Source organism: Serratia nevei (assembly GCF_037948395.1).
In the GTDB taxonomy this organism is placed as follows: Bacteria; Pseudomonadota; Gammaproteobacteria; order Enterobacterales; family Enterobacteriaceae; genus Serratia; species Serratia nevei.
This window is the reverse complement of record NZ_CP149940.1, coordinates 4,457,433-4,483,285: the sequence shown is the minus strand read 5'-3', so window position 1 is coordinate 4,483,285 and position 25,853 is coordinate 4,457,433. Positions and strand designations below refer to the sequence as shown.

The window sequence follows — 25,853 nt, the reverse complement described above, 5'->3', positions numbered from 1 at the left end:
GCCGCCCCGATGCACAGATACCAGTCGAGACGCAGGAAGCGCAAAAGCAACCGTGTCGTCGGGGTTGAAATTACTGAGGTACAGATCCGTCTGCTTCTTTAAAAGCAGAAGGACGTGTATCCCATTGGAGGTATTAAGATGTCCAGATTCGGTAAACAGCTGGGAAAACAACTTGTCACGCTAGCTCGTCAGGGACGAGGGAGTTTTAAAACCGTTGCTGACCGTTCCAGAATTGCAGACCGTTTTTCTGAACGTCTGGCAAAGTTGAATATTCAAATCAGGGATGTAAAACACATTAAAACGACCCATATCGAAAAGTACATTCGTAGCCGGCAGGCTGAGAATATATCGCTTCGCACATTGCAAAACGAGATGGCAGCCGTGCGTTCAATCATGTCCGCTGCTGGGCGAAATAAACTGGCCGATCCCAACCATGAGAAATTGAGCAACCAGGCTTTAGGGATTTCAGGTGCTAACCGTGATGGAGCAAAAGCTCCTATTTCGGATGAGAAGTTAACTGCTGTCATAAATCACGTCTTAAAAAAAGATGCAGGGGTAGCATTGGGTGTTCAGTTGTCTCGCTATGTAGGTTTGCGAACGGAAGAAACTGTTCAGTCAGCAAAGTCATTAAAAACATGGCGGCAGGCTTTAATTAATGGCGACGAGCGTGTACGAGTTATTTTTGGTACGAAAGGAGGTCGCCCTCGCGATACAACTATTTTTAATCGTGAGAAGGTTTTATCTATTTTAGATGCTGCAATAAAGCATTGTGATGACCACAATGGAAAATTGATTGATAAACCTTCATTGCATACAGCAATAGAACGTTATCGAAATATTGTTCGTGAAGCAGGAATGACAGGGAAAGATGCTCCCCATAGTTTGCGATACGCTTATTCACGCGATGCGGTGACTCATCATGTTAAAAATGGAATGAGTCGTGTAGAAGCGGAGGCATTGGTATCGATGGATTTGGGACATGGGGATGGCCGAGGTCGTTATATTAAGCAAGTCTATTTCAAAGGTGATGTGGAGTAACGGATTAATTTCTTTAAGTGCGCGTAGTTTTATTAATTTAAAATTTTCTCAACTGTATACGTGAATATGATGGTTCGTACATAACGGTCGCAGCTCTCACAGGGCTGCGACCTCAAAATCATAATGGTACTGAGACGTTACGTTATTAGGATATCAGGAAATATTATTCCAAAAACAGGTGCGCATGGCCTCTTGACAGATCAGCGATTTGCTCGGAAAATAAACATGCTTACTCGTTGTCTTCGGACAACCAGCCAATGCTTCAGCACTCTGTGAGAAGCGCCTTCGGGTGAGTGCCAACCAAAGTTTCAGCGGTCTGTGAGAAACGCCTTCGGGCGACTGCGAATATCCTCGTAGCCTGAAAGAGGAAGCCCCAGTGGCGGTAACCCTGTTTAACCTTTGAGAACAGGGATCACTTAACGGTGATGAAGGTATTGACCGATGTCATAACGACTGCGGTTGCTGCAATCTGATCCCCCGGGGAAACACCTTTCCCCTGGGAGCGGTGTTCCCTTTTTTACAGGAGAAACACCATGTCTGTTTTTACTTCTTCAGTTGTTCCTGATTTCTTCTCAACCCTGCACCGTGTCAAATCGGCTGTCCAGCGAATACCTTTTCGCATGGCGCCGCCGCGTTTTACTGACTGGTACGTCAATGCAGCAGGTAATTTTGCCGTTCGCGCGCATGTTATCTGCAGTGATGATGGTTCGGTCAGCGCGTTACTGACGCTGCGCAAAGGTTGGTACAAAGGCGAATATACTTACGCAAGCACCCACGTTGTGCTGTCTTGCAAGCATACCGAGCGCAGAAAAGCTTACCGACTCGCCAGCCAACATGCTGAGCATTTGGCCAGACTGCGTTACCGCTTTTAGAGCGGTCGGTTTACCCACTTAATACCCTGACGGGGATTAACACCCGTTATGGGGATAAATCCCTCGGCATTTTATGGAGGATTTATCGATGCATACCCCGTTACCCAACGTACTTGACGTGAAAACCGCGCTTGATGCGTTTCATTTCCTTTGCCTGGTGGAAGGCAAGCTCATGAGTATCCGGGCTTGCCAGCGTCTGGGACTGGGTCTTGAACGTGAAGACCCCACTGAGCTGAATGATGTGGAAAATGCCGTTATCAATGCGGGTGAGGCCTTTGGGGGTTTCCTGCTGGTCATGCAGTACGGCTATATATCGACACTTTCCGCTAACGGGCAAGCGCTTATGGCTCGTCTGGATACACTGAGCAAAGATATTCACGCGTCTTATTGGGCGCAGGCCGTGGAGCAAGGCAAGCGCGATGTCGAAGCCGACATTGCGATTGGCGAGCTCGAGGTTTGGTGATCGGCACGGCAGCCTGACAGACACACACCCTGACGGGGATTTATTCCCGTCCGGGGGATAAATCCCCCCAATTTTTTGTTACCGGAGGATTTATCGTGAGTATGAACGTTTATTTTGTCGCATCACCGTCCCAGGAAGCATGGATTGATTTCACCCTGGCGGTGACCGAGGTGTTCTGGTTGTTGCCTGAAGAGGCCCGGCCAGAAGGTATCACGGAAGCCGGTCAGCTGTTTGATGGCATGATCTTCGAAACGGCCGGTTTACGTGTATCACCGGTAGCAGAGGTAAATATCCCGATGCAACCGATGCCTTACGTCGAAGAACGTGTGGGGTTCTTTCAGCGCCCTGATTTTTTTCACCGACTGGTTCTGATACTGATTCATAACCTGTGCCCTGGCTCTGTACGGATAGAGCGGAACGACTCCAGACTTTCCAAAAATCCAGGATGGGAGTTGCCAATACTCTGGTTGCGCCACCACCTTAAACGCCCGGAACTTCTTGCTCCGGGTGAAGTGGATGAGGCGGCACTGGCTGATGACTCCATTCTTTACCATTTGGAAGGGTATAGCAGTCATAACGATGATCCCGATGAATTGCTTTGTCGCTGGCGCGTTATTGTCGGCATGGATGAAGTGCTGGCCGTGCGTCTGAATCAGGCGCATTCGGCGGCATAGTCGCGATTTTTTGATTCACCCGGCAGGGCTTCCCTGCAGGGGAGCTCCTGTCCGTATACCGAGAGGAGTGACCCATGGGGCTTGATATCAACTTTTTCCGTCAGCGTAAGGCTGACTATCCGATGTTGCCGGTAAACGGCGACTGGACACCCGTCGGTGACTGGGTGCCGTGTTCACCAGCGTGGCTGGAGGACGGCGGTGATTGTGCGCAGGCGCCGCGAATATACAACCACAAAACGTGTAACCACTACCATCCGCCGCTGCTGGTTCACACCTGTCATTTTCGCGGGTTTACTGCGTTGATGCATTGGGTGGACAACAGTGTCGGGGAGGTCACAAGCGGTGAGCTGATGGCGTTCGACCGCAACGACGTCCAGATGCTGGATTTGTGTCTGTCGCGGCTGAATGAAGCGAACTGCCATGAAGAGTTTCCTTCTGAATCGCGTGACTACGGCGGTATTTACTGGACGCAGGTCGATTTACTGAGGGAGTACGTTAACAGCGTTCTTGCCGGTTTTGTTTTCAGTCTGGACCACCTTTACTTCCGGGCTTCGTGGTAACACCACCCACTGACCATAACGTTTCATTTCCCTGGAGGGGCTTTCCCTCCCGGGGAAGTCCGTCTCCGCAACTCAGGAGACTTATCATGTTGCATTTTAACCCTGCAGAACTGCGCGCCGTGGTGGCTGAAGTGCGCGCCAATCAGTGTGCGCTGGTGTTGGCCAAGGATAATGGCGTCTATCTGATGCCGGCCGTGGGCGAACGAAACGCCACCGGCCGTATCAAACACCTGGCGTATGCCGACGGGTGTCATCCTGACAAGGATGAGGCCTGGTATGAAACGTCCCGGCAGCTTGCCGGCGGCGACGACTTTGGCGAGGAGCTGGTGCTGAACGACAGTTGTATCGAACGAATACTGTCGCAAGGCCATGAGCTCTGGATCCACCTGTTACCCGAAACGGTCTATATGCACGTTGCCACGGTTAACTGGGTGTGTGTCGCCGATTATCGCCGGGTGACCGCGCGCATGCTGCAGCTGGCCGAGGTCCATTACTCGGTCTGCGTCAGCCAGGATGAGTTTAAACACTGGCGTGAGCGGGCCATCAACCTGCTGGCCACGACCTGTCATACCGATTGCAAACGGGCAAAACCCGCCGATCGGGCTGATTACCTGGCTCTGTTCGAACGGCTGAAACAGCGTGTTGACACAGTGAATCCGAAAGGGGCACTGCGTTACCCCGCGCTCTAACCACTTTTCCTGTCCCCTGGGGCGTATTCTTCGCCGCCAGGGGAGGAATGCGCCTTTTTCATTGAGGAGCATTCCATGAAGAAAACATCACCATCACGCCGGCCGGCAAAAGCCCGTCGCGAACGACCAGACCTGTACCAACAGGTCACGGACAGTATCATCGGCGCCATTGAGCGTGGCACCTTACCCTGGCGCAAGCCCTGGCGGACTGACCGGAACCGGGTTTATACCGGGTCTGTCATGCCGCAGAACGGCACGACGGGTTACCACTACAGCGGTGTGAATGTGCTGCTGTTGTGGATAGCCGCGGAAGAGCGCGGTTTTCACTCCAATCGCTGGCTGACTTATAAACAGGCGGAGGCCGTCGGTGGCCATGTACGTGCCGGCGAGACGGCAACCCTGGCTGTGGTATTCAAACCCTGGGATAAGCAGGTGGAGGATGCTGATGGCCGGCAGCTGTTTGACGAAGAGGGAAAACCGCTGAAAACGCGAATACCCATGCTGAAGCCGCTTTACCTGTTTAACGTTGCCCAATGCGACAACCTCCCCGAGATCGTTGTCGGCGTTATGCCGGCAACCGAGACGGATGAGGGTGATGCGTCGGTTGATGCGAAAACGCAGGCTCAGGTTAACACCCTCGTTGAGGCCTGCGGTGTTCGGGTTGAACAGGCCTACCAGGACAGGGCGTTTTACTCCCCGCTCCGGGACCAGATTGTCCTGCCACAGGCTCAGCAATTTCGGACTGAGGCGGATTACTGGTCAACGTTGTTGCATGAACTGGTGCACAGCACCGGCCATGCTAAACGGCTTAACCGGGAAGGGATCACGTCTTCTTCCCGGTGGTTCGGCGACCCGGTGTACGCGTTTGAGGAACTGGTGGCGGAGCTGGGCAGTGCTTTTATGTGCGCGCAGCTCGGCGTCTTTGGCGACGTCCAGCACGACAGCTACCTCGAGCATTGGCTCAAGGTATTGCGAGAGGACAAGCGCGCGCTGTTTCGTGCGGCCAAACAGGCCCGTGAGGCGTCAGAATTTTTGCTGAAGCCCCTGGCGGACCCGGTGACAACCGATCCAGCCGTTGCGGCATGAGGAGTCTGGTGATGACGATTGAACAACGTTACTGGCAGACCATTGCCGGCAGGTTACTGGCCAAATATTTTGGCCTGGCGTTAAACGATACCGATCTGTGTGAAGCGGAGTGCGTGAAGGCTTTACAGGAAGCGGGGGTGCGGCCGTTTGAGGCGATCAACAACCTGGTGGATAAATACCACCTGGTTCGCCTTGGCGCCAATCCCTTTACCTCATCATCACCGTATCTGCGCCAGGTGGAAGAACTGGGCGTGATCGGTGAAACAGAACAGGAGATAACCGGTGACTAAAGCCACCAACAAGGGGCTGCAGATAACCGTTGACCCTGAGGTACAGCTGGGATTGGTCGCTAATGGCGACGAACATCAGGTATACCGGGCTCACTATGGCGAGCAAGCCCACTAAGGACAGGATCAGCGTCCTGGCCATCATGAGGTAACACCTAACCCAACGGGGGAGACTTTCCCCCGCTGGGGAAAGCTCCCTCTTTTTCTTGTAAGAAGAGGAGAACGACCATGTCGAACTGGTGCAATAACCGTTTAGTGATCACTGGCCAATCCGTTTTTGTTGATGAACTGCAGCAATGGGTCAATGGCCATGTTGTCCCTGAATACCGTCATGCTGTTCAACAAAGCTGCCGGCTGTTCCTGGCCGGGTGTGCCGGCATATTGAAGCCGGCGACAACAAAACCCGGTGTTTACGTGCCTTACCCGGCACTGTTAACGCAGCCGGGGATTGCATCGCCTCAGAATCTGGCCTTTGAACACTGGTTCGGGTTGCTGAAGGCGGATGTGCCGTTAACGGGCGAGAACATTCGCCTGATAGAGCGACTCTACCGCCAGTCGGGTATCGATGCGGTTAAATGGGAAAGCATCCCCAACGTGGCGAAGGCGCGTATGGAGGATGTGCTTTCTCGCCAGTATGCGGACTGGTTCGGTCTGGTGGGGGTTAGCCCTGATATCGATGCCGGCATCTGCTGGGAACGTTTGGGGATGATGCCTGAATATACTGCACCGTGCGATATGCTGATGCTGATCCCGACGCGTCTGGCGACCGAACTGAATGGCTCTGGGGGACTGCTGCGTGATGTGCCGACCACTGTCGAGCTCTATGGTCGACAGTACGGCGTCGAATGGCCGGCAGGCCATAATGTCGGCTGTGTACGGGATGGCATTAACACGTTGACAGTGCACTTTGATTCCCCATGGTACCCGCCAGCCGGCGAGGTTATCGGGACAGTGTCGGAGCAGTTCAGCTGCCAGGTGGAACATACCTGGTATATGCCTGATGCGGAACGCAGTGGCTACGATCGTTACGACCGTGGTGAGCATGTCGACGGTGGACGAATAGCGGCTGAGGTTGAGGCTGGTGAGGTGATCCACCTGACCTACGCCGATAAGGATTCTGTGCCGTTGTCACCGAATGCAGCCGCCGGCTAATCACCGTCTTTTGTTGAAGCACTAACGTATGGCCACCGGTATCCCGGTGGCCTTTTTTTCCCGTGGGGGAGTTCTCCCACTGCGGGTGAACTCCCATTTATTAATGGAGTTCACCATGCTGACGTTTACTGAAGTACAAAACCAATTCATCGCCCTCTTTGGCCAAACGGCACGCTACCATCACCGGTACAAGGTCTTTTCTGACTTTGTTCAGTGCAGCGCGATAGCAATACACAACCGCTTTTGTCCGGACGACGCGCTGGAGAAGCAGTACATGTCGCTCATCAAAGGGTATGAACGTGAGGATGTCGAACGCCTGGCGCACCTACTTGCTCTGGTCCGAATAGCACTGGCCGCTGAACCTTGTGATTTTTTGGGAATGTCCTTCATGAAGTTAGAGCTCGGTGATAAACACCGTGGGCAGTTTTTTACCCCTTGGTGCGTAGCGTCCATGATGGCCAGGCTGCAGTTCACTGAGTTGGAACAACTGTTGCTGACTCAGCCGTTCGTGACGATCAGCGAACCGGCATGTGGGGCAGGCGGTATGATGATCGCGGCCGCAGTCGAGATGCAGGCTTTGGGGTATCCGCCACCAAAGCATATGTGGGTCTCGTGCGTTGATATCGATGTAGTAGCGATGTCGATGGCGTATATCCAGCTGTCTTCGCTTGGCATTCCTGGAGAAGTTGTGTTGGGTAACGCGCTAGCAGATGAACGGCGATTGGTGATGTGTACCCCGATGCATTGGTTAGAACAATGGCCACTTCGATTACAGACGCTTAGAGAGTTTAAAGCGATTAGTTGACAACAATCGCCCCTGACTGGGGCGATTATCTTCAATACGTATTAATTAAGAGGCCTGTTTTACGAGGCGGTATTATTGGCCAAGACTGATTCTATAGCTTTTTTGATATCATTTAATCTGACCGGTTTAGTTAAAATAGCCACATCTTTGATTGGGCTTTCACTCGTATATGCACTAATAAATATGAAAGGCGTATTTTTATTTGGTCCTTTATTCTCTTTGACTCTTTTATATAAGTCATCACCTGTCATTATAGGCATCTGCAGATCGCTCAAAACAAGATCGAATGATTTTCGATATAATTTCACCAAAGCCCGCTCTGGGGAGGTCGTATACTCGACTGTAAACTCATGCTGAAGAATTGACACCAATGATTCACAGGCCATTTCATTATCATCGATAATTAACACCCTGATCTCTTTGGCTGAAAAAATGATATTATCCATATCGGCGGGAATGACCGTTTCTTCATGTTTTGAAAACTCAATGGGTAATGAAACAGTAAATGTGCTCCCTTTACCCACCTCACTCTCTACATCAATAGTCCCGTTCATGGCTTTAACAACACCGTGGACAATGGCCAATCCCATCCCAAAGCCTGGAACCTTGTTATCGCAGCCAACCCTGATGAACGGAAAGAAGATTGTATCAATTTTATCTTTCGGAATACCCCGACCCGTGTCTCTTACCGTAATGACCAGTCTGGACTTGTCGCGGATGACTGCGCTTATCTGTACATTTCCATTCTCAGTATACTTTATAGCATTGGTGACAATGTTCTCTATGATTTGCATAATCCTGGAGGGATCGCTTTTCACATATATATTTTCAATCCCATCTATGCTTACATTGATGTTTTCCTTGTTCAAAATAGTGATGCTTTGCTCAACAGTATCATGCACGAGCTTGTGTAAGTTGAATGATGAGATTTTTATTTCAACATTGCCATTGTCAACTTTGGCAAACTCAGCGAGGTCTTTCATTTGACGTTCCATTTTCATGGCAGCATTCTCTAATCGCTCAAAGTGAGAGAATGCTACGACGTCTTTTTGCTGGGTAATCACCTCCACCGATGAGATTATTGCCTGAAGTGAAGTTCTCAATTCGTGACCTAATACACCAAGGAATGCATTCTTGTTGTTAAATGATTTCTTCTCGGACTCCAGCTGCTTGTTAATGGATTTTACCTGCCGATATGAAACGAAAAGCATCAATGAAAAAATAACGTACAGGATGGCAATGGGAAACCGCATCGAATTGGCTTTGTTAATATAATCCTGCTGTATAATGTCTCTTTGCCTGACTTCAGCATGGTCCGAGATAACGATGAGATCTTTGTTGTCCAGACCTATTAACTCAATGATTTCAAGCAGGTTCGAGTAGTTCGTGTTTTTCTTTTTTAATTCGATATCGATTTTCTCAAGATTTGAATGTATTTGTTCAACCGTTCTAGCATACCCAGCTTCGTCATATAAATATCTGGTCGATATACTTTTATGGAGCAGTACATTAGAGCTTGAGAAAAGAATATCCAATTCTTTTTGCAACTCGTCTTTGTCATCGATCCCTAGCCATAACTGGTGTTCAATTTTGGCATTGAATCCAGCCAGTCGGATAGCAAACTTTGCAATTGCCCAGGCATAGTTTTCTTGTGGACCCGCTGAGTTAATATTATGGCGCGTGGAAAAGTATTGCTCATACATCCACACAAATCCACCTGTTAGCACAAGGAAAACCAATAAGTATTGAATGATGAGCTTTTTTAGTTTCATTTATCTAGTACCGTTATGCCGCTTACCTGCCAGATATGACGAGCCTGATAAACGGGCGTATTGAGTTTACCGTAAAACTTGTCCATGGGGTAAATGACGAAGTACGGGCCAAAGTCTCTAACTTTCAATTGTTTCCCATCCATTTTATTTGCCAGCAGCATATCGAATTCCTCGACGTCAGAGACCGGAATGTCAACCCAGTAATCATTTAATGCCCTCATTCTTAGAGTTTTCCCACGTGCGCCGACCACATTTAACAAATCTTTGAATTTTACACCTTCGAAATCCACGACGTGACCCAACTCAGTCCAGGATGTTGTTGTTTTTATGTGGTGTTTTTCCAGTGTGTTAAATTCCGCCTCTGTCAAAATGTATCCTGCTCCATAATTTCTGTGGGTTATATCTCCGTCAATATAGATATCTCCTGTTTTCGAGAAAGAAGGGAGGGAAATGAATAAAGTAACTAAGCAGAATATTCCGGATAACATCAATTTACGCATAATAAACCTCAAACTCCTTATTGATTAAGTCAAGTAAGCGTACATTTTCACTGTTATGAACGCCCTCTGTTTCATTATTTCCTATGTAAATGGATTTGCAGTTTTTATAGTATAAGCTACGAAGCTCAGGTTTCACTGTGGTGAATATACACGTGGTGGGCGTGTTAAATCCTGCGCCAATGTGTAAGGCTGCTGAGTCACATGTGTAAAGATGCTTCGCATTTTTAATGATGGAGGCAAAGGAAACGGTGTTTTTTGACAATCCTGTGATATTCGTATAGTTTTCATGGCTGATTTCACTGAAACCAAGGACTTTAACTCTGAACCTTCCACTCAGATAAGAGATGATGTTCCTGTGGTATCGCGTGGGGATGCTTCTTATCTTTGTGCTTGCATATGGACAGAAGAGTACATACTCACCCAGGTTCAGATCTTCAATGGGCGAGTACCTGAGCCAGGCATTACTTTTTAATGAGGTTGAAACCTGGCTGTGCTCGACACCCAGATTCCTTAAAAAGAAATCGTGCATCTCCAATGTATCAAAACCTTTCCAGTACAACTGATTTCCTATATCTATAACGAGGTCTGCGCCTGAAAAACTGGTAATGTCAAACGGCATATAGGAAATGTCATCTATAATATGCTTCGCGAGCGTATAAATTTCATTTACATAGTCAGGACAATTTTCGGGGCGAATGACTCTGATTGCAATTCTTGGATTGATTTTCTTTATTGCATGTAGGGCAGATATTCCAACAACTGAGTCACCTAGCGTTACGCCTAACCCATTGATGACAGTCAGGCTTTTGACCTTTGAATAGTCTACGGAAACTTCATTGATTGAGTTATTGAAAATCGTAGGGTTGTTCAGTGGGGAAAGATCACCACAGGGGCTTTCTTTACTCACTCCATAGGGCGATACGATGTATCTTCCGTCCAGCAATAGACTGCCTGTATACGTCAACAAATAATCATCCATAATCATTCACTCAGGGAAATGTTTATCCACCAATGACTTTATTACACTGGCTTTTATCGGTTTTTCGTGAGGGCCAGTGATATCATAATCATTTATTGCGCTGGCGATCTCACTATCTACAATTCCAGGCAGTTGCCCGGTAAGAACCAGTATCATAGCGTTATTATTCTCTGTCTTCCTTATCTCTTTTATCGTATTGAAAGCGGTTTTTTCCCCAACGACCCAATCCAGGATGTATGCATCATAAGGGGTGTTTATCAGACGTTCTTCTAATGACTCAATGTCATAAAATGCATCAACAAGATATTCATTATTGGCAATTATTTCTTTGAGACTGTCTACAATGTTTTTGTCATCATCAAGAATTGCGATTCGGTGTTTTTTTAGACTCTGCTTTTGAGGGTAGAGTTGAATTATATCAATGTTGCGCTTCGACTCAAACAATACATCGTCCTTTATATCGTTAGTGTGAAAAACAACCCATTCATCGTTGATTTTCACGGCTGAGTATTCAGTTGCATCATTGGTTTTTACTTCGGATAAATATATTTTGCATTTAACATGGGTCTTGCCATCATTCCAGACGGCATCATGCACTTCATTTATTGAATAATTATAGATGTCGAAGAAGTCACTCGTTGTCATACCGATAGAGTCAACTACTTTAACCAGTTGCGATACCTCCCAATTTGATGCGCCGCTCATCTTTTTCTGTGCTGCAGCTATGGTGATCTCCAGAACGCGGCTGGTGTGGCTAATATGCTTTTGTTTTGGAATGCCTTTCATCGTCATCGCTTTGGCAATGACTTCCCCCAGGGCAGTTTTATTGTTGATTGCCATCTCCCACCTTCAGCCTGTTTCGGTTTAAAAAACAGCCATCATTGTACACTCAAAGTTGTTTTTTTCAATAAAGCCGCACTCTTTAATGTCTCAAAATGATTTAAATAATCGCCATAGTGTCATTTGCATTGACAGAGAGTCACATTGGTTGTTAAAAAGAAGTCTGAGTGTGGAGGCTCGCGGTGCTTAACTGAGGCTTCTAAGCGTTATGTTCATCTCCTTTCGGGAGAGCATAACGCTCAGGTGATGCTATAGCGCACAACACCAGAGAAAGCGCCCACTCAGCGTTTGGGGGTATAACCAAACGATGCGGAGGGATGCGCAAAAATCATGAGGGTGGACTTTTCATGTGTAGATGCATTTTGTGAATCGTCGGAACGCCCCGTAATAAAATCACCTGATATTTGTTGTTCTTGGCACCAGGGAAACCTGATAAAAACACAATAAAACAATAGATTGTTAGCTTTGGGGTTGCCTTCGGAGGTATAGGCTTCCCCACTGTTTTTGCCCTAAGAGACTCCAGCAATGAGGGGTTGATAGCTGTCTATCAACCTGAACACGGCTGACTGCGGGAATCTATTTCTTTCGGGAAAAGGTTTTTCTGTGGTGCTGGCTGTACTGACCTGCGCAGGATAAGCGCCGGTCAAGTTTTACGGAGTGCTGCTTATGTCTTATTGTGATACACCTGAACAGGCCGCCATCATTGGTTGGTCCGGCCATCGCCTGGTGGTCAGGGCGTTTGCCGGCACTGGTAAAACGTCTACATTGGTCCGTTTTGCCCAGGCAAACCCGGATTGCAGAATGCTTTATCTTGCCTATAACCGTGCAGTCAGGGATGAGGCTGAGCAAAAATTCCCGTTTAACGTTGAATGTAAAACGTCGCATCAGCTGGCCTGGCCTAACTTCGGGCGCCATTATCAGCGGCGGTTGACAGCTAATTTGCGGATCACTGACGTTGCTCGCCAACTCAATACCCGCTATTGGCCGCTGGCTCGCACATCTATCACGACCTTTAACGCTTTCCTCTGCAGTGGGGATGGCGAATTGGGTTTGCAACACTTGCCTGATGAAGACTCACGCAGTGGTTTGTCGCCCGATAAAATCCTGGCAGCGGCGCAATTGCTCTGGCGCGAGTCTGCACGCCAGGATGGTACTTTCCCTGTCACCCATGACGTTTACCTCAAGCTGTATCAGCTCTCTCAGCCCGACCTTTCCAAACGCTGGCAGACGCTCCTGTTTGACGAGGGGCAAGACGCGAATCCGGTGACGCAGTCACTGATACTGGCGCAGGGCTGTAATGTGGTGTTGGTTGGCGACCGGCATCAACAAATCTACCGATTCCGTGGCGCGGAAAATGCCCTCGATGCTCCTGAGTTGGCCGATGCGGACCAACTTTACCTGACTCACAGTTTCCGTTTTGGTCCTGCCGTGGCCCAGGTGGCCAATATGCTGCTTGCGCGGCAAGGCGAAACGATGTCTGTGGTCGGGGAGGGGGGAAACGACAGGGTTGTTGGGTGCATACCTGATGACGTGAAGGGTCAGCCTGTTGCCATATTGAGCCGAACGGTGGCTGGGGTCATCGGCGCTGCGCTGGATGCCAGCCTGGCAGGGAAGAAGGTCTACTGGGTTGGGGGTATCAGCGGCTACAAAACGGAAGAACTGGAAGATCTGTACTGGTTTTCGGCGGACATGCCTGAGCGAATGCAATCTCCGCGGCTGGCGCGAGAATACCGCAACTTTGAGGAATTTGAGTCGGTTGCCAGAGCAACCCGGGATGTTGAAATGAACCAAGGCCTCCGGTTACTCGAACAGTACTTCCCGCTGCCACAAAAGCTGCAGGTGATGCGTGAGCATGCAGTGACTGATGAATGCCAGGCTCAGATAACCGTTTCGACGGCGCATCGAAGCAAAGGGCTGGAGTGGTCTGTGGTGGTGTTGAATCATGATTTTGCCGATATCACAGATCCCCTGATGGCCGACTGCGAACGTACCGATGAAACCAACCTGCTGTATGTCGCTGTGACCCGGGCCCGGCAAACGCTGGTACTGAATGAATTGCTCCAGATGTTGATGGACAGCGAGGGTAATGATATCGCCGGAGGCCTGGCATGCTGAAGGCTATCAAAGAACTGCTGGTTGGAACCCGGGTTATGCCGGCAAATCCAACGGCAAGCATTTCAGCCTCTCAATGTCCTGTAGGTTATTTTATGCCGGCATCCGCAGAGCAGCTTTTGAGCACGGCCTCTCGTCAGCAGTGTTTGCAGCAGCTGTGGGAGAACAGCGCACTGCCCAAAGATCTCTATGAACATTTCTATCTGCAACCCTTGAAGCAGCTTGTTACGCTGATGCAGGTACTTCCGGCCGCGTCCCAGGGGGAGTATGCCAGGGAAGGAGGACTGGTCGATGTTACCCTGCAGACGACGACGTATGCGGTTCGACTGGCCAAGGGGCACATGTTGCCCCCAGGGGCTGCGCCTGAAGAACAATCCGCCCAGAATGTGCAGTGGAATGTCGTGGTGTTTTATGCAGCGCTATGGCACTACCTGCCGCTGTTGAGCCAGCTGCAGGGTGAGTTCCAAAGTGGCCGTGCCTGGTTACCTGGTTTGACGGTGCCGGGTGAACCTTACCGTTTTCGCTTCAGAGCCACTCCGTCAGCCTCTACCCTGGCCAGCAGTCAGAGCGCAATGATTGCGGCACGACTGCTGCCTGAAGAGCTTATTGAATGGCTGTCAACATTACCGGCTGCGATACATTCGTTGATGACGATATCGTCCAGGCAACCGAGCACATTACCTGCAATTGACGACATTATTCTGGAGGCAGCCAAATTGGCTCGTGGCGATGGTTTGTCCGTATCGCTTTTGCCGATATCCAACTCCGACACATTGGCAATAGCCTTACCGTCAGTGGCGCCGGCGACAGAACATATCACTTCTTCAGTACCCGAGACTGATTTGCAAAGCGCAGTCAGCAGTATCCGTCCCACTCTCGCTCAGAAGCAAGTGTCGGCAGAGACATTAGATCAGCCCAACGAAAATGCACCGTTAGTCACGGAAGTGTTACTTAGCTCGGCCCTGGATGCGCCGGTCAACGATAAGCCCTTGGCTGAGATTGTTCTGGCACCAGAAACGGTGGCTGGTGTAGAAGAAGATATGCAGGCTCTGTTGTCTTTAATGGCGGTTGAGATGTCTGCTCCGGGGAACCGGTCTGAACAGGAACTCGGGGACGCCCCTCACGAAGATGAAGGCCCACTTCTTGCCGATAATCCTGCGCTTACTGCTGAAGTGACTCAGGCAGTTGAAGCTGCAGAACTAAACCAGGAGTCAGACGCCATTGATGATATCGCTCCGGAAGCGGCATTTTCAACTCCCGAATTTTGTGTCCCTCAAACTACAGATCTCGCTTCTTCGCAATCACAGAAACTAAGTATTGAAGGCGATGAGGGGATAACTCGCGGAGAAGTCTTTTGGCGTTGGTTAGTCGATGGGCTCAATTCTAATCAGATCCTCATCAACACTGTAGAGGCGAGGGTTCATCTTGTTTCTGGTTTTGTTTTTATCACTGTGCCTGGAATTTTTTATTTGTATTTGAAGCAGTTTGGTTTGGATGGTTCTAAACGAGAGGCTCTCCAGGAGGATTTTGAACGTCTGGATATACATCGACGAATAAAGGGTAAGCGATTTTATTTTGCTCACCTGTATGAAACATCAGAACATACAGGAGCATTTAAACGAACCAAAGGTTACCTCGTTAAAGCAAGTTTGCTCTATCGAGGGGGGAACCTACCTGACGACAGTCCGGTGCTGGTGATCCCTTAACAGGGATTAATCGTGTCTTGCGGTCATATTAAGTTCGCAGGACTTCTATTTATGCTAGGGAGATATCATGCATATACCACGTGTAATGGATTGGGAAACTTTGCTCGAAGAGTATTTTTTCTCAAAGGCGTTACGTCCAGAAACTGAAAAAAGTTATCGTCGCGTAGTCGCCGTTTTCAGGAAATTTATTGGATATGACACGTTACCGGATGAAGTTACGAACCGAGAGCTGATTTTGTGGCGTAGAGATATGCTGGGAAGGGGGATTACCACGAGTACCTGGAATAATAAGGCTCGCCATTTGCGTGCGATTTACAATCAGGGAATAAAGAAAAAATGGTTAAATATAGAGGAGAACCCCTTAAACGAAACGCAAGTACCACCGGGTAGTAAGCGTAAAAAAATATTGAATCGTGATCAGTTGGTCAGGATTAATCTGGTGTTAGAGCAATTTGAAGAGCGCGAAAAACGTCAAGTGGGCAAAAGCCGCTCATGTGCTCTCTTTCCGGTTTGGTATTGGCGGACAGTTATCGATATTTTGCGTTCGACGGGGATGAGACAAAACCAGTTATTGCATATACGACTGATGGACGTAGATCTTGAGGCAAACTCGATGTTGCTGTGTAAAGAAGGGAGTAAAACGCATCGCGAGTGGTTAGTTCCTATCGTCACTTTTGTCCGGGACCGCATGCGAATACTTGTTGAGCGCGCAATAGAACAGGGGGCCGAACCAGCTGATTACCTGTTCGATGTGGCGCGATTCTTGGCGCCATTGGGTGAGGTTGACTCCGAGCCGGCAATACAACCTGTTCGCTCGTTTTTCACCAGACTAACAAAAGAGTGTGGTTTTAAGGTTAGCCCACATCGGTTCAGGCATACCCTGGCGACTGAGATGATGAAGTCACCTGATCGTAATTTGGCAATGGTTAAAGGTCTGCTGGGACACCGGAGTGTCAGTACAACGATGGAGTATGTTGAGCTGGATTTGAAGATTACAGGTCAAGCACTTGAGAATGAATTGTCACTGTATATGGATGTCGCGCCCAACGGTAAAGAAGGGCGCAGACACGCCTTGACATAACTTTAACAAGCTGTAAAAATCACCAGTGATCGAGAAAAGGACGCCTGTGCTGACACACAGGCATCCCTTTTAAGAGGAACCTAGTTATTAACATCGAGTGTGCAAATTCGAAAAACACTGCGATATCAACCTGCTGGTTCCTTTGTTTCGCCCGTTAAAGGGATCGCCTCTAACCAGCGTGCTTTCATGCAGAATTAGTGGTGCCCGGACTCGGAATCGAACCAAGGACACGGGGATTTTCAATCCCCTGCTCTACCGACTGAGCTATCCGGGCAACGGGGCGCATTAAACCGTATTGGCCGGGTGGCGTCAATCGCTTTCTGTCACAAAGCCGATCGGTTGCTCTATTTTCAGGCAGCGAACCTGGCGGAGTGGGGAATGGGAGGGTATCGTCATTCAATAAATATGCATATAAAACGTGTATTTATACCGTCGTTAAGATGAATTTTTATGATTTTTTAATTGAATAACAATGCGTTATTTTAAAATCAATGCGCGTTAAACCAAGGCGATTCTTGCTTGAACCCCGCAACGAATCATGCAATCATTGCGCAAATTTTAGCACTCTCCGTTCCCTGACGGTGTTCCCGCTTCTTATAAGCCAGAGGGTTATTGGCATGACTGGTTTTGTTGCTCAAGCGCTGCTGCGCACCAGACATCTGACGCCGCCACCGTTCCGCCGTTGTCTCCTTTGCACGTCATCCGCCCGAATACGCCTGCCGGCCATGCGGTAAGGCCGCCTGATGCTCGCTGTTAGGCATGCGTAAAGCCAGCGCTATGGCCCTGATTTTACTGATGCCTGTCGGACGCTGCCAAGACCAGTTCCCCCGATAGCCGCCTGATGATCCCCGATCATGAGCCGGTCACGCACGCCGCTTATGCTGCCGTGCCCGGGTATCGCTTTACCGGGATAACCGCGTTATCTCATTACCGTGCCGGTGGCACACCCTCATCCTTCACCGTTTGAGAGTCAGCATGATGAAAGAATTGAAAATCGCGACCAGCGCCAGCCTGGTCGCCACCATTGAGACGCTGCGCCAAATCGTGCGCGTAGAACAGACGGACTACACCGACGTGGCGGCGGTGGTGGTGTCGGTCGCCGACGTTAACGCCGGCATTCTGGCGCGCTTGCAGGCGACGGGGTTCGACATTCCGACCTTCGTGGCGGTGGAAGGGGACGAGCATCTCTCGCCGGACTATCTGCCGTTCGTCAGTGGGGTTTTCGCGCTGCTGGCCGGCGCCAGCAAGCCGTTCTATATGGCGCAGCTGGAGGCCGCCGCCGACGCCTACGAGCAGGCGCTGCTGCCGCCGTTTTTCAAAACGCTGAAGACCTACGTCGAGATGGAAAATTCGACCTTCGCTTGTCCGGGGCATCAGGGCGGCGAGTTCTTCCGCAAGCACCCAGCCGGCCGGCAGTTCTTCGATTTCTACGGTGAGACCCTGTTCCGTTCCGATATGTGCAACGCCGACGTCAAGCTGGGCGATCTGCTGATCCACGAAGGATCGGCCAAGGATGCGCAAAAGCACGCGGCGCGGGTGTTCAACGCCGATAAAACCTACTTCGTGCTCAACGGCACCTCGGCGGCCAACAAGGTGGTGACCAACGCGCTGCTGACCCGTGGCGATCTGGTGTTGTTCGATCGCAACAACCATAAATCCAACCACCACGGGGCGCTGATCCAGGCCGGGGCTACGCCGGTCTATCTGGAAACCGCCCGTAACCCGTTCGGCTTTATCGGCGGCATCGATGCGCACTGCTTCGACGAACGCTACCTGCGTGAGCAGATCCGCGAAGTGGCGCCTGAGAAGGCCGCGGCGGCGCGGCCGTTCCGGCTGGCGATTATTCAGCTCGGCACCTACGACGGCACGATTTACAACGCTCGCCAGGTGATCGACACCATCGGCCACCTGTGCGACTACATCCTGTTCGACTCCGCCTGGGTGGGCTACGAAGGCTTTATTCCGATGCTGAAAGAGTGTTCGCCGCTGCTGCTGGAGCTGGACGAGCACGATCCGGGCATTTTCGTCACCCAGTCGGTGCATAAACAGCAGGCGGGGTTCTCGCAGACCTCGCAGATCCACAAGAAAGACGACCACATCAAAGGGCAAAAGCGCCACTGCAACCACAAGCACCTGAACAACGCGTTCATGCTGCATGCGTCGACCAGCCCGTTCTATCCGCTGTTCGCCGCGCTGGACGTCAACGCCAAGATGCACGCCGGCCCCGCCGGGCGCCGCATGTGGATGGACTGCGTCAAGCTGGGCATCGAGACCCGTAAACAGCTGCTCAAGCGCTGCTCGCAGCTGAAGCCGTTTATTCCGCAGCAGGTGGCGGGCAAAGACTGGCAGGATCACGATACTGACCTTATCGCCAACGACGCGCGCTTCTTCACCTTCGTGCCGGGGGAAACGTGGCACGGCTTCGAAGGCTATGCCCAGGATCAGTATTTGGTGGATCCGTGCAAGCTGCTGCTGACCACGCCGGGCATCGACGCCGCGACCGGCCAATACACCGAGTTCGGCGTGCCGGCCACCATTCTGGCCAACTTCCTGCGCGAGAACGGCATCGTGCCGGAGAAGTGCGATCTCAACTCGATCCTGTTCCTGCTGACCCCGGCGGAAAACCCGGCCAAGATGGAGCACCTGGTGGAGATGCTGGCGCAGTTCGAGCGCTATGTTGCAGAGGACGCGCCGCTGAGCGTGGTGCTGCCGACGGTGTACCGCAAGAACGAGCAGCGCTACCGCGGCTACAGCATTCGCCGGCTGTGCCAGGAGATGCACGATCTGTACGTCAGCTTCGACGTCAAACAGCTGCAAAAGGAGATGTTCCGGCAGGATCATTTCCCGCCGGTGGTGATGAACCCGCAGGACGCCAACGTGGAGTTTATCCGCGATAACGTCGAGCTGGTGCCCATCGGCCAGGCGGAAGGGCGCATCGCGGCGGAAGGGGCCTTGCCGTACCCGCCGGGCGTGCTGTGCGTGGTGCCGGGCGAAGTGTGGGGCGGCGCGGTGCAGCGCTACTTCCTGGCGCTGGAAGAGGGCATCAACCGCCTGCCGGGCTTCTCGCCGGAGCTGCAGGGGGTCTATATCGAGAAAAAAGATCACGGCTGGAAGCGCATCTTCGGCTATATGATCAAGCCATAGAAAAAGGGCCGGTTCGCACCGGCCCTTCTCATTTATCCACGCGGAACGCGTTACTTTCTGCGGTAGCTCTTCTGCGCGGTATTCACTTTCACCAGATAGCGGCGCGACTCGGCGGCCGGGTGCTTGGTGGTCAGCGTCTGGTACACGTCGCCCGGCTGCATGCCGTTGATGATGCCTACCGCGCGCGTTCTGTCGCTGGAGAACACCCGCAGCACGCTGCCTGCGCCGCCGTTGTAGGCGGTGATCACCGCATAGCGGCGCGAGGTCGGGTTCTGAATGCCGCCCAGGTAGTTGTTCTGCAGGATAGCCAGGTAGGCGGTGCCGGTGTCGATGTTGTTCTCCGGATCGAACAGGTAGCTGCGGCTTGGGGTGCCCCATTTGCCGCGCATCTGGAACACATCCTTACCGGCGGTGTGCTGCACCACCTGCATCAGGCCCAGCGCGTCCGAACCGCTCACCGCATACGGGTTGAAGCTCGATTCGGTCTGCATGATCGCCAGGATCAGCGACTCGTCCACGCCGTATTTTTCCGACGCCTTGCGCACCATCGGCAGGTATTTGTGCGCACGTTTGTCCAGGTGGTTCGGCACCAGCTGGATGGTGACCGAGTAGATCACGTGCAGGCCGGAGGTGCGTTTTTGCAGCTTGGTCTGCAGCAGGTAATCGGCGAAGTGCGCCGCGCGCCATTCCCAGCGGATCGGCGCGCCCTTGTTATCCAGCACCTGGCCGTACAGGAACGGCTCTTTGCTGATCTGGATATCGTTGGCGTCGGAATAGAGATCGATGGACCCCGGATCGTCACCCATCAGCAGCGTGCTGATGATCGCCTGGCGCAGGTGCGCGGCCGGATCGGTGGTGGCGATGGTCTCGATGGTAATGGCGCCGGTGTCGAAGTTGATGTGGCTGCGGGTTTGGTATTGGTCGGTATATTTGACGTAGTCTTTCGGCCCGGCGATCAGAACTTCGTTCAGACCCCAGATGTTCTCGATGTTGTGGGCGAATTGGCCCATCAGAATGTCGAAGCCGTTGGTATCTTTAATCCAGGCTTCGTTGATTTCTTCACTTTTTTTGCCGGAACAGGAGATCAGCAAAGGCGCTATTACGAGCAAAGCTAAAATTTTCTTCATCTTAAAGCCGTTTGGAAGAAGTATAAGAGGATTGAAGCGGGCCAGCGCCTGGCCCCAACAGCGTTATTCGCTCGGCGGCGTATAGCCTTCGATGTGCACGTCGTGCCCTTCGAACAGGAACTTGATCATTTCCTCTTCCAGCAGCTTGCGGTCGTCCACGTTCATCATGTTCAGCTTCTTCTCGTTGATCAGCATGGTCTGCTTCTTCATCCACTCGCTCCAGGCTTCCTTGGAGATCTCGTTGTAGATGCGCTTGCCGACGTCGCCGGGATAAAGCTGGAAGTCCTGGCCTTCGGCGTCGCGCTGCAGGAAAGTACAAAAAATGGTGCGGCTCATGCTAATTCCTCATCGATGGCGCTATCGCCATATAAGTTTTGTTGGATCGGGGGCTGCTTCGCTAGCTGTTGCAACAGGCGATCCACCGGCGCTGCCAGCCCGACCGACGGCGGCTGCGCTAAGTTATACCAGAGACCTGCGCCCTCATCCATGCCGCTGCCCGCCGCGTCGAGCGACAGCCACATCGGCACGATATCGAGGTGGAAATGGCTGAACGTGTGGCGAAACGCGGTCAGCTGCTCCAGGCGCTTGCCTTTCAGACCGCGCTGCTGCAGCCAGAGTTCCAAATCCACGCGCGCGCTGAACTGCGGGAAGCAGAACAGGCCGCCCCACAGGCCCACCGCCGGGCGCTGCTCCAGCCACACCCGGTCGCCGTGCTGCAGCAATAAGAAGTAGGCGGTTTTTTCCGGCAGGGTCTGCTTGGGTTTCTTGCCGGGGTAGTTGGCCCAGCTGTGGTTGGCGTAAGACAGGCAGCCGACGTTGAGCGGGCAGAGTTCGCACTTGGGCTTGGAGCGGGTGCAGACCATGGCGCCCAGATCCATCATTGCCTGGTTGAACTGGCCGACGCCCTGCGCCGGGGTGACCTCTTCGCTGATTTTCCACAGCCGGTTTTCGACTTCTTTCTTGCCCGGCCAGCCCTCCACCGCGTAGCAGCGGGCCAGCACGCGCTTCACGTTGCCGTCGAGGATCGGATAGTGTTGGCCCAGCGCCAACGACAGCACCGCGCCGGCGGTAGAGCGGCCGACGCCCGGTAAATCGGCGATTTCTGCAAAGGTTGTCGGGAACTCGCCGCCGTGCTGTGCGACAATGGTCTGCGCCGCCTTGTGCAGGTTGCGGGCGCGGGCGTAATAGCCAAGGCCGGTCCACAGATGCAGCACTTCGTCGAGCGGGGCTTCCGCCAGCGCGCGCACGTTGGGAAAACGGGCCATAAAGCGCTGAAAATAAGGAATGACGGTGGCAACCTGGGTCTGTTGCAACATCACCTCGGAGAGCCATACTTGATAGGCGGTTTTTTCCAGCTGCCACGGCAGGGTCTTGCGACCGTAGCGCTGATACCAGTCAAGCACCACCTGTGCGAATTGTTGTGCTTGCATCATGAGCAGCGTCGTTATCCGGCAGAAAATGAAGCGAGATTGCAGCATAGAGTCATGGTGCTGTAAACCGGAACTTTCCGACGCCGCACGGCGGGTACAGAAGATGAACACTTGCTAAACCAATGTATCTTTGCATAATGCGCGTTTCCCTAATTGGCAGCCAAACAGACAGAAAGCACTATGATTAATGACGTCATCTCCCCGGAATTTGATGAGAACGGCCGCGCGATGCGCCGTATCCGCAGTTTTGTCCGCCGCCAGGGGCGGCTGACCAAAGGCCAGCAGCACGCGCTGGAGAACTATTGGCCGGTGATGGGCGTGGAGTATCAGGCTGACGCTGTCGATCTCGCCGCGCTGTTCGGCCGCGACGCGCCGACGGTGCTGGAGATCGGTTTTGGCATGGGCGCCTCGCTGGTGACCATGGCGGGCAACAACCCGCAGCAGAACTTTTTAGGGATCGAAGTGCACTCGCCGGGCGTGGGCGCCTGCCTGGCCGACGCCCACGAGGCGAAGCTGAGCAACCTGCGCGTGATGTGCCACGACGCGGTTGAGGTGTTGGAAAACATGATCCCGGACGGCTCGCTGGATATGGTGCAGCTGTTCTTCCCCGATCCGTGGCACAAGGCGCGCCATAACAAGCGCCGCATCGTGCAAACGCCGTTTGTCGAACTGGTGCTGCGCAAGCTGAAGACCGGCGGCGTCTTCCACATGGCCACCGATTGGCAACCTTATGCGGAACATATGTTAGAGGTTATGAACGGGGTCGCAGGCTACCGTAATCTTTCCAGCGATAATGATTACGTGCCGCGTCCGGATTCGCGCCCACTGACGAAATTTGAATTACGCGGCCAGCGCCTGGGACATGGCGTTTGGGACTTGATGTTTGAGAGGAAAGAATAATGGCTAAGAACCGCAGTCGTCGTTTACGTAAAAAGTTGCACATTGAAGAATTTCAGGAGCTGGGTTTCTCCGTAGCCTGGCGCTTCGCCGAAGGCACGTCGGTGGAAGACATCGACAGCACGCTGGATACCTTCATCGATGAAGTGATCGAGCCGAACGGCCTGGCGTTTGACGGCAGCGGCTACCTGCAGTGGGAAGGTCTGATCTGCCTGCAGAAGATCGGCCACTGCACCGACGAGCAGCGCGAGCTGGTGAAAAACTGGCTGGAAGCGCGCAAACTGACCGACGTTAAGGTCAGCGATCTGTTCGATATCTGGTGGGATTGATCGCGCTTGCCCGATGAGCGCGGCTTCGCGCCGCGCCGTTTTATTGATCTAAGGTGCCTTAACGGCGCCTTTGTTTTGCCCGGAGTGTGACCGAGGTGGTAACAACATTGGATAACGCGTTGCTGGAGGAGATCCTGCAACAGGTGCGCCCGCTGATTGGTCAGGGGAAAGTGGCCGATTACATCCCGGCGTTGGCGGAAGTGCCCGCCGATCGGCTGGCGATCGCCGTCTGCACGGTGGACGGCGAACTGTTCCAGGCCGGCGACGCCGCGGAGCGCTTCTCCATTCAGTCGATCTCCAAAGTGCTGAGCCTGACGCTGGCGCTGACGCGCTATCAGGAGCCTGAGATCTGGCGGCGCGTCGGCAAAGAGCCTTCCGGCCTGCCGTTCAACTCGCTGCTACAGCTGGAGATGGAGCAGGGCAAACCGCGCAATCCGTTTATCAACCCCGGCGCGCTGGTGGTGTGCGACATGCTGCAAACCCGGCTCAGCGCCCCCAAACAGCGCATGCTGGAGGTGGTGCGCCAGCTGGCCGGCGAAGACGACCTGGCCTATGACCTGCGGGTGGCGCGCTCCGAGTTCGAACACTCCGATCGCAATGCGGCCATCGCCTATCTGATGAAGTCGTTCGGCAACTTCGAGAACGACGTGATCACCGTGCTGCAAACCTATTTCCACTACTGTGCGCTGCGCATGAGCTGCCTGGAGCTGGCGCGCAGCTTCGTCTATCTGGCCAATCACGGCCGCGATCTCAACGGCGAGACGGTGATCAGCCCGCTGCAGGCCCGGCAGATCAATGCCCTGATGATGACCAGCGGCATGTACGACGGCGCCGGCGAATTCGCCTATCGGGTGGGGATGCCGGGCAAGTCCGGCGTGGGCGGCGGCATCGTGGCCATTGTGCCGGGCGAGCTGTCGATCGTCGTCTGGTCGCCGGAGCTGGATGCTTCCGGCAACTCGCTGGCGGGAACTGCGGCGCTGGAACTGTTGTCTCAACGTATCGGTCGTTCGATTTTTTAATCCCAATCTGGATGGGAGTCAGGAGAAGCTATGTTGAAGAAAACCGGGTTAGCCTTACTGCTGCTGGCGGCGATTGCCGCGCAGGCCCACGCCGAGTACCAATGCAGCGTTAAACCCCAGGACGATGTGATCATCAGCCCGCAGAGCGTGCAGGTGAAAGGCGCCAGCGGCGACCTGCAAATTTCGCCGGATGGTGACGTGATCCGCAACGGTCAGGCGCTGAGCCTGAGTGACAGCCAGCGGCAGAAAGCCTTCAGTTACCAGAGCGCGCTGCGCAAGCAGCTGCCGTGGATCGACGACGGCGCGCAGAAACACCTGGAGAAAGCCCGCTCGGCGCTGGATAAGGTGATCGTCAAAGAGCTGGGCAGCAACAGCAACGTGCGCAACCGGCTGACCACCCTCAACGGCCAGCTGAAACAGCAGATGAACCGCATCATCGAGCACCGCAGCGACGGCCTGACCTTCCACCACAAGGCGATTGACCAGGTGGAACAGGATGGCCGCAACATCGTGCAGCAGAGCATGGGCGGCGTGCTGCAGGACAGCCTGAACGAGATGGGCGTCAAACAGGCCGCCAACAGCGGCGGCAACCCGCTGCAGGCGATCATGGGCAACCTGGGCGGCTTGCAGAAGGCGATCCAGAACGAGTGGAACAACCAGGAGCAGGACTTCCAGAACTTCGGTCGCGACGTTTGCAACCGCGTCACCGCACTGGAAACCCAGCGCAAGGATCTGCTGAAGGCGTTGAAGTGATTTAAGAACCTTCTCGGCAGTATGTTTTTTGACCTTCTTAAGCTTATCTGACAGACTGGTCAAACTACGTACAGACTTATGGATGTTTACGGAGGACGCTATGAGCCATACACGTTACGAAACCGATGTTGTTGCCTGGGCAAATGAACAGGCCGCTCTTTTGCGCTCCGGAAAATTGTCTGAGATCGATATTGAAAAGATCGCCGAGGAGATTGAGGACGTGGGGAAGAGCGAGCAAAGGGAACTTGCTAGCCGGATGACGGTGCTGATTGCACATTTGCTTAAATGGAAATATCAGCCGGCCAGGCGCGGAACCAGCTGGGAGAGAACGATTAAAGCGCAGCGCAAAGAGGTGCTTTACAGCTTGAAAGAGTCGCCCAGCCTAAAAGGTAAACTGAGCGATGCTGATTGGCTGGATGTCGTCTGGTCGAAGGCCGTTGCGCTCGCTACGGCCGAAACTGGGCTGGATGTATATCCGGAAAACGGCATCTGGGAAACTCAGCAGATTCTGTCTCAGACGTTTTACCCAGATTAACAC

At 52.6% G+C, this 25,853-nt stretch carries 27 protein-coding genes and 1 tRNA gene; 20 read left to right on the top strand and 8 right to left on the bottom strand.

From position 1 onward, the window contains the following. The first annotated feature begins 138 nt into the window (after nucleotides 1–138). The 11 genes from V8N38_RS21505 (at nucleotide 139) to V8N38_RS21455 (ending at nucleotide 7,626) form a co-directional block, all read left to right on the top strand. Nucleotides 139–1,038: an integrase domain-containing protein gene (locus V8N38_RS21505; RefSeq protein WP_147840615.1), complete on the top strand. Its 900-nt coding sequence runs from the start codon at nucleotides 139–141 to the stop codon at nucleotides 1,036–1,038. A 533-nt stretch (nucleotides 1,039–1,571) separates the two neighbouring features. Then, the gene (locus V8N38_RS21500) at nucleotides 1,572–1,910 is read left to right on the top strand and encodes a hypothetical protein (RefSeq protein ID WP_072008249.1); all 339 of its coding nucleotides are present in this window, start codon (nucleotides 1,572–1,574) and stop codon (nucleotides 1,908–1,910) included. A gap of 88 nt (nucleotides 1,911–1,998) precedes the next feature. Beyond that, nucleotides 1,999–2,373, top strand: a complete 375-nt coding sequence (locus tag V8N38_RS21495) for a hypothetical protein (RefSeq protein WP_033648731.1) — start codon at nucleotides 1,999–2,001, stop codon at nucleotides 2,371–2,373. 95 nt (nucleotides 2,374–2,468) lie between these two features. Continuing rightward, on the top strand, nucleotides 2,469–3,047 hold the full coding sequence (locus V8N38_RS21490; protein ID WP_147840616.1) for a hypothetical protein: 579 nt from the start codon (nucleotides 2,469–2,471) through the stop codon (nucleotides 3,045–3,047). Nucleotides 3,048–3,121: 74 nt separating this feature from the next. Next, nucleotides 3,122–3,607, top strand: coding sequence for a hypothetical protein (locus V8N38_RS21485; protein WP_147840617.1), 486 nt, complete (start codon nucleotides 3,122–3,124; stop codon nucleotides 3,605–3,607). A gap of 86 nt (nucleotides 3,608–3,693) precedes the next feature. Then, nucleotides 3,694–4,296, top strand: coding sequence for a DUF3085 domain-containing protein (locus V8N38_RS21480; protein WP_147840618.1), 603 nt, complete (start codon nucleotides 3,694–3,696; stop codon nucleotides 4,294–4,296). A 75-nt stretch (nucleotides 4,297–4,371) separates the two neighbouring features. Next, nucleotides 4,372–5,382: an ArdC family protein gene (locus V8N38_RS21475; protein WP_147840619.1), complete on the top strand. Its 1,011-nt coding sequence runs from the start codon at nucleotides 4,372–4,374 to the stop codon at nucleotides 5,380–5,382. Between the two features lie 11 nt (nucleotides 5,383–5,393). Then, nucleotides 5,394–5,672 (top strand): TA system toxin CbtA family protein, encoded by a 279-nt coding sequence (locus tag V8N38_RS21470; RefSeq protein WP_089181295.1) that lies wholly within the window; start codon nucleotides 5,394–5,396, stop codon nucleotides 5,670–5,672. Next, nucleotides 5,665–5,787 carry a hypothetical protein gene (locus V8N38_RS21465; RefSeq protein ID WP_255399923.1) on the top strand — a complete coding sequence of 41 codons (123 nt, stop codon included), beginning with the start codon at nucleotides 5,665–5,667 and terminating at the stop codon, nucleotides 5,785–5,787. The genes V8N38_RS21470 and V8N38_RS21465 overlap by 8 nt, the downstream gene beginning before the upstream one ends. Nucleotides 5,788–5,897: 110 nt before the next feature. Further along, nucleotides 5,898–6,821 (top strand): DUF1281 domain-containing protein, encoded by a 924-nt coding sequence (locus V8N38_RS21460; RefSeq protein WP_089181294.1) that lies wholly within the window; start codon nucleotides 5,898–5,900, stop codon nucleotides 6,819–6,821. 115 nt (nucleotides 6,822–6,936) lie between these two features. Further along, on the top strand, nucleotides 6,937–7,626 hold the full coding sequence (locus V8N38_RS21455; RefSeq protein WP_147840620.1) for an N-6 DNA methylase: 690 nt from the start codon (nucleotides 6,937–6,939) through the stop codon (nucleotides 7,624–7,626). 59 nt (nucleotides 7,627–7,685) lie between these two features. On the opposite strand, the gene V8N38_RS21450 is transcribed toward V8N38_RS21455, so the two are convergent. From V8N38_RS21450 to V8N38_RS21435, 4 genes are read right to left on the bottom strand one after another with little or no spacing between them, the layout of a single operon-like run. Then, nucleotides 7,686–9,398, bottom strand: a complete 1,713-nt coding sequence (locus V8N38_RS21450) for a hybrid sensor histidine kinase/response regulator (protein WP_147840621.1) — start codon at nucleotides 9,396–9,398, stop codon at nucleotides 7,686–7,688. After that, nucleotides 9,395–9,898 carry a molybdopterin-dependent oxidoreductase gene (locus V8N38_RS21445; RefSeq protein WP_147840622.1) on the bottom strand — a complete coding sequence of 168 codons (504 nt, stop codon included), beginning with the start codon at nucleotides 9,896–9,898 and terminating at the stop codon, nucleotides 9,395–9,397. Before V8N38_RS21445 ends, V8N38_RS21450 begins: the two co-directional genes overlap by 4 nt. Continuing rightward, nucleotides 9,891–10,877: a glycosyltransferase family 9 protein gene (locus V8N38_RS21440; protein WP_147840623.1), complete on the bottom strand. Its 987-nt coding sequence runs from the start codon at nucleotides 10,875–10,877 to the stop codon at nucleotides 9,891–9,893. The genes V8N38_RS21445 and V8N38_RS21440 overlap by 8 nt, the downstream gene beginning before the upstream one ends. Before the next feature lie 6 nt (nucleotides 10,878–10,883). Then, complete coding sequence (locus V8N38_RS21435) at nucleotides 10,884–11,717, bottom strand: helix-turn-helix domain-containing protein (protein ID WP_143779445.1); 834 nt, start codon at nucleotides 11,715–11,717, stop codon at nucleotides 10,884–10,886. Nucleotides 11,718–12,383: 666 nt separating this feature from the next. On the opposite strand from V8N38_RS21435, the gene V8N38_RS21430 reads away from it, so the two are divergent. From V8N38_RS21430 to V8N38_RS21420, 3 genes are all read left to right on the top strand, one after another. After that, entirely contained in the window at nucleotides 12,384–13,832 is a 1,449-nt protein-coding gene (locus tag V8N38_RS21430; RefSeq protein ID WP_147840624.1) for a UvrD-helicase domain-containing protein, read from the top strand. Next, on the top strand, nucleotides 13,826–15,535 hold the full coding sequence (locus V8N38_RS21425) for a TraI domain-containing protein (RefSeq protein WP_147840625.1): 1,710 nt from the start codon (nucleotides 13,826–13,828) through the stop codon (nucleotides 15,533–15,535). Before V8N38_RS21430 ends, V8N38_RS21425 begins: the two co-directional genes overlap by 7 nt. A 67-nt stretch (nucleotides 15,536–15,602) precedes the next feature. Next, entirely contained in the window at nucleotides 15,603–16,616 is a 1,014-nt protein-coding gene (locus V8N38_RS21420; RefSeq protein ID WP_147840626.1) for a tyrosine-type recombinase/integrase, read from the top strand. Nucleotides 16,617–16,814: 198 nt separating this feature from the next. Here the strand turns inward: V8N38_RS21420 and V8N38_RS21415 are convergent. Further along, a tRNA-Phe gene (locus V8N38_RS21415) sits at nucleotides 16,815–16,890 on the bottom strand. 704 nt (nucleotides 16,891–17,594) lie between these two features. Between V8N38_RS21415 and speF the strand changes: the two genes are divergently transcribed. After that, a complete protein-coding gene (gene speF / locus V8N38_RS21410) occupies nucleotides 17,595–19,760 on the top strand; it encodes an ornithine decarboxylase SpeF (protein WP_048234788.1) in 2,166 nt (721 codons plus the stop codon). Nucleotides 19,761–19,810: 50 nt separating this feature from the next. Here speF and mltC read toward each other — a convergent pair whose 3' ends face one another. The 3 genes from mltC to mutY all read right to left on the bottom strand — a co-directional run bounded on the left by mltC (nucleotide 19,811) and on the right by mutY (nucleotide 22,320). Further along, the gene (mltC, locus tag V8N38_RS21405) at nucleotides 19,811–20,887 is read right to left on the bottom strand and encodes a membrane-bound lytic murein transglycosylase MltC (protein ID WP_004937402.1); all 1,077 of its coding nucleotides are present in this window, start codon (nucleotides 20,885–20,887) and stop codon (nucleotides 19,811–19,813) included. A 63-nt stretch (nucleotides 20,888–20,950) separates the two neighbouring features. Next, entirely contained in the window at nucleotides 20,951–21,223 is a 273-nt protein-coding gene (locus V8N38_RS21400; protein ID WP_060441032.1) for an oxidative damage protection protein, read from the bottom strand. Next, on the bottom strand, nucleotides 21,220–22,320 hold the full coding sequence (mutY, locus tag V8N38_RS21395; RefSeq protein ID WP_004937408.1) for an A/G-specific adenine glycosylase: 1,101 nt from the start codon (nucleotides 22,318–22,320) through the stop codon (nucleotides 21,220–21,222). The genes V8N38_RS21400 and mutY overlap by 4 nt, the downstream gene beginning before the upstream one ends. 177 nt (nucleotides 22,321–22,497) lie before the next feature. Between mutY and trmB the strand changes: the two genes are divergently transcribed. From trmB to V8N38_RS21370, 5 genes are all read left to right on the top strand, one after another. After that, nucleotides 22,498–23,217, top strand: coding sequence for a tRNA (guanosine(46)-N7)-methyltransferase TrmB (gene trmB, locus V8N38_RS21390; RefSeq protein ID WP_033654659.1), 720 nt, complete (start codon nucleotides 22,498–22,500; stop codon nucleotides 23,215–23,217). Beyond that, nucleotides 23,217–23,543 carry a YggL family protein gene (locus tag V8N38_RS21385; RefSeq protein ID WP_019456098.1) on the top strand — a complete coding sequence of 109 codons (327 nt, stop codon included), beginning with the start codon at nucleotides 23,217–23,219 and terminating at the stop codon, nucleotides 23,541–23,543. Before trmB ends, V8N38_RS21385 begins: the two co-directional genes overlap by 1 nt. Before the next feature lie 95 nt (nucleotides 23,544–23,638). Further along, nucleotides 23,639–24,562: a glutaminase B gene (gene glsB, locus V8N38_RS21380; protein ID WP_147840627.1), complete on the top strand. Its 924-nt coding sequence runs from the start codon at nucleotides 23,639–23,641 to the stop codon at nucleotides 24,560–24,562. A gap of 30 nt (nucleotides 24,563–24,592) precedes the next feature. Next, nucleotides 24,593–25,315, top strand: a complete 723-nt coding sequence (locus V8N38_RS21375) for a DUF2884 domain-containing protein (RefSeq protein ID WP_147840628.1) — start codon at nucleotides 24,593–24,595, stop codon at nucleotides 25,313–25,315. A 100-nt stretch (nucleotides 25,316–25,415) separates the two neighbouring features. After that, nucleotides 25,416–25,850 carry a DUF29 domain-containing protein gene (locus V8N38_RS21370; RefSeq protein ID WP_016930094.1) on the top strand — a complete coding sequence of 145 codons (435 nt, stop codon included), beginning with the start codon at nucleotides 25,416–25,418 and terminating at the stop codon, nucleotides 25,848–25,850. Nucleotides 25,851–25,853: the final 3 nt, after the last annotated feature.

Bases quoted from the DNA above. Each gene is read 5' to 3' on its own strand.
- V8N38_RS21505 (WP_147840615.1), top strand. From the start codon at position 139: ATGTCCAGATTCGGTAAACAGCTGGGAAAACAACTTGTCACGCTAGCT.
- V8N38_RS21500 (WP_072008249.1), top strand. From the start codon at position 1,572: ATGTCTGTTTTTACTTCTTCAGTTGTTCCTGATTTCTTCTCAACCCTG.
- V8N38_RS21495 (WP_033648731.1), top strand. From the start codon at position 1,999: ATGCATACCCCGTTACCCAACGTACTTGACGTGAAAACCGCGCTTGAT.
- V8N38_RS21485 (WP_147840617.1), top strand. From the start codon at position 3,122: ATGGGGCTTGATATCAACTTTTTCCGTCAGCGTAAGGCTGACTATCCG.
- V8N38_RS21480 (WP_147840618.1), top strand. From the start codon at position 3,694: ATGTTGCATTTTAACCCTGCAGAACTGCGCGCCGTGGTGGCTGAAGTG.
- V8N38_RS21475 (WP_147840619.1), top strand. From the start codon at position 4,372: ATGAAGAAAACATCACCATCACGCCGGCCGGCAAAAGCCCGTCGCGAA.
- V8N38_RS21470 (WP_089181295.1), top strand. From the start codon at position 5,394: ATGACGATTGAACAACGTTACTGGCAGACCATTGCCGGCAGGTTACTG.
- V8N38_RS21460 (WP_089181294.1), top strand. From the start codon at position 5,898: ATGTCGAACTGGTGCAATAACCGTTTAGTGATCACTGGCCAATCCGTT.
- V8N38_RS21455 (WP_147840620.1), top strand. From the start codon at position 6,937: ATGCTGACGTTTACTGAAGTACAAAACCAATTCATCGCCCTCTTTGGC.
- V8N38_RS21450 (WP_147840621.1), bottom strand. From the start codon at position 9,398: ATGAAACTAAAAAAGCTCATCATTCAATACTTATTGGTTTTCCTTGTG.
- V8N38_RS21445 (WP_147840622.1), bottom strand. From the start codon at position 9,898: ATGCGTAAATTGATGTTATCCGGAATATTCTGCTTAGTTACTTTATTC.
- V8N38_RS21440 (WP_147840623.1), bottom strand. From the start codon at position 10,877: ATGGATGATTATTTGTTGACGTATACAGGCAGTCTATTGCTGGACGGA.
- V8N38_RS21435 (WP_143779445.1), bottom strand. From the start codon at position 11,717: ATGGCAATCAACAATAAAACTGCCCTGGGGGAAGTCATTGCCAAAGCG.
- V8N38_RS21430 (WP_147840624.1), top strand. From the start codon at position 12,384: ATGTCTTATTGTGATACACCTGAACAGGCCGCCATCATTGGTTGGTCC.
- V8N38_RS21425 (WP_147840625.1), top strand. From the start codon at position 13,826: ATGCTGAAGGCTATCAAAGAACTGCTGGTTGGAACCCGGGTTATGCCG.
- V8N38_RS21420 (WP_147840626.1), top strand. From the start codon at position 15,603: ATGCATATACCACGTGTAATGGATTGGGAAACTTTGCTCGAAGAGTAT.
- speF (WP_048234788.1), top strand. From the start codon at position 17,595: ATGAAAGAATTGAAAATCGCGACCAGCGCCAGCCTGGTCGCCACCATT.
- mltC (WP_004937402.1), bottom strand. From the start codon at position 20,887: ATGAAGAAAATTTTAGCTTTGCTCGTAATAGCGCCTTTGCTGATCTCC.
- V8N38_RS21400 (WP_060441032.1), bottom strand. From the start codon at position 21,223: ATGAGCCGCACCATTTTTTGTACTTTCCTGCAGCGCGACGCCGAAGGC.
- mutY (WP_004937408.1), bottom strand. From the start codon at position 22,320: ATGATGCAAGCACAACAATTCGCACAGGTGGTGCTTGACTGGTATCAG.
- trmB (WP_033654659.1), top strand. From the start codon at position 22,498: ATGATTAATGACGTCATCTCCCCGGAATTTGATGAGAACGGCCGCGCG.
- V8N38_RS21385 (WP_019456098.1), top strand. From the start codon at position 23,217: ATGGCTAAGAACCGCAGTCGTCGTTTACGTAAAAAGTTGCACATTGAA.
- V8N38_RS21375 (WP_147840628.1), top strand. From the start codon at position 24,593: ATGTTGAAGAAAACCGGGTTAGCCTTACTGCTGCTGGCGGCGATTGCC.
- V8N38_RS21370 (WP_016930094.1), top strand. From the start codon at position 25,416: ATGAGCCATACACGTTACGAAACCGATGTTGTTGCCTGGGCAAATGAA.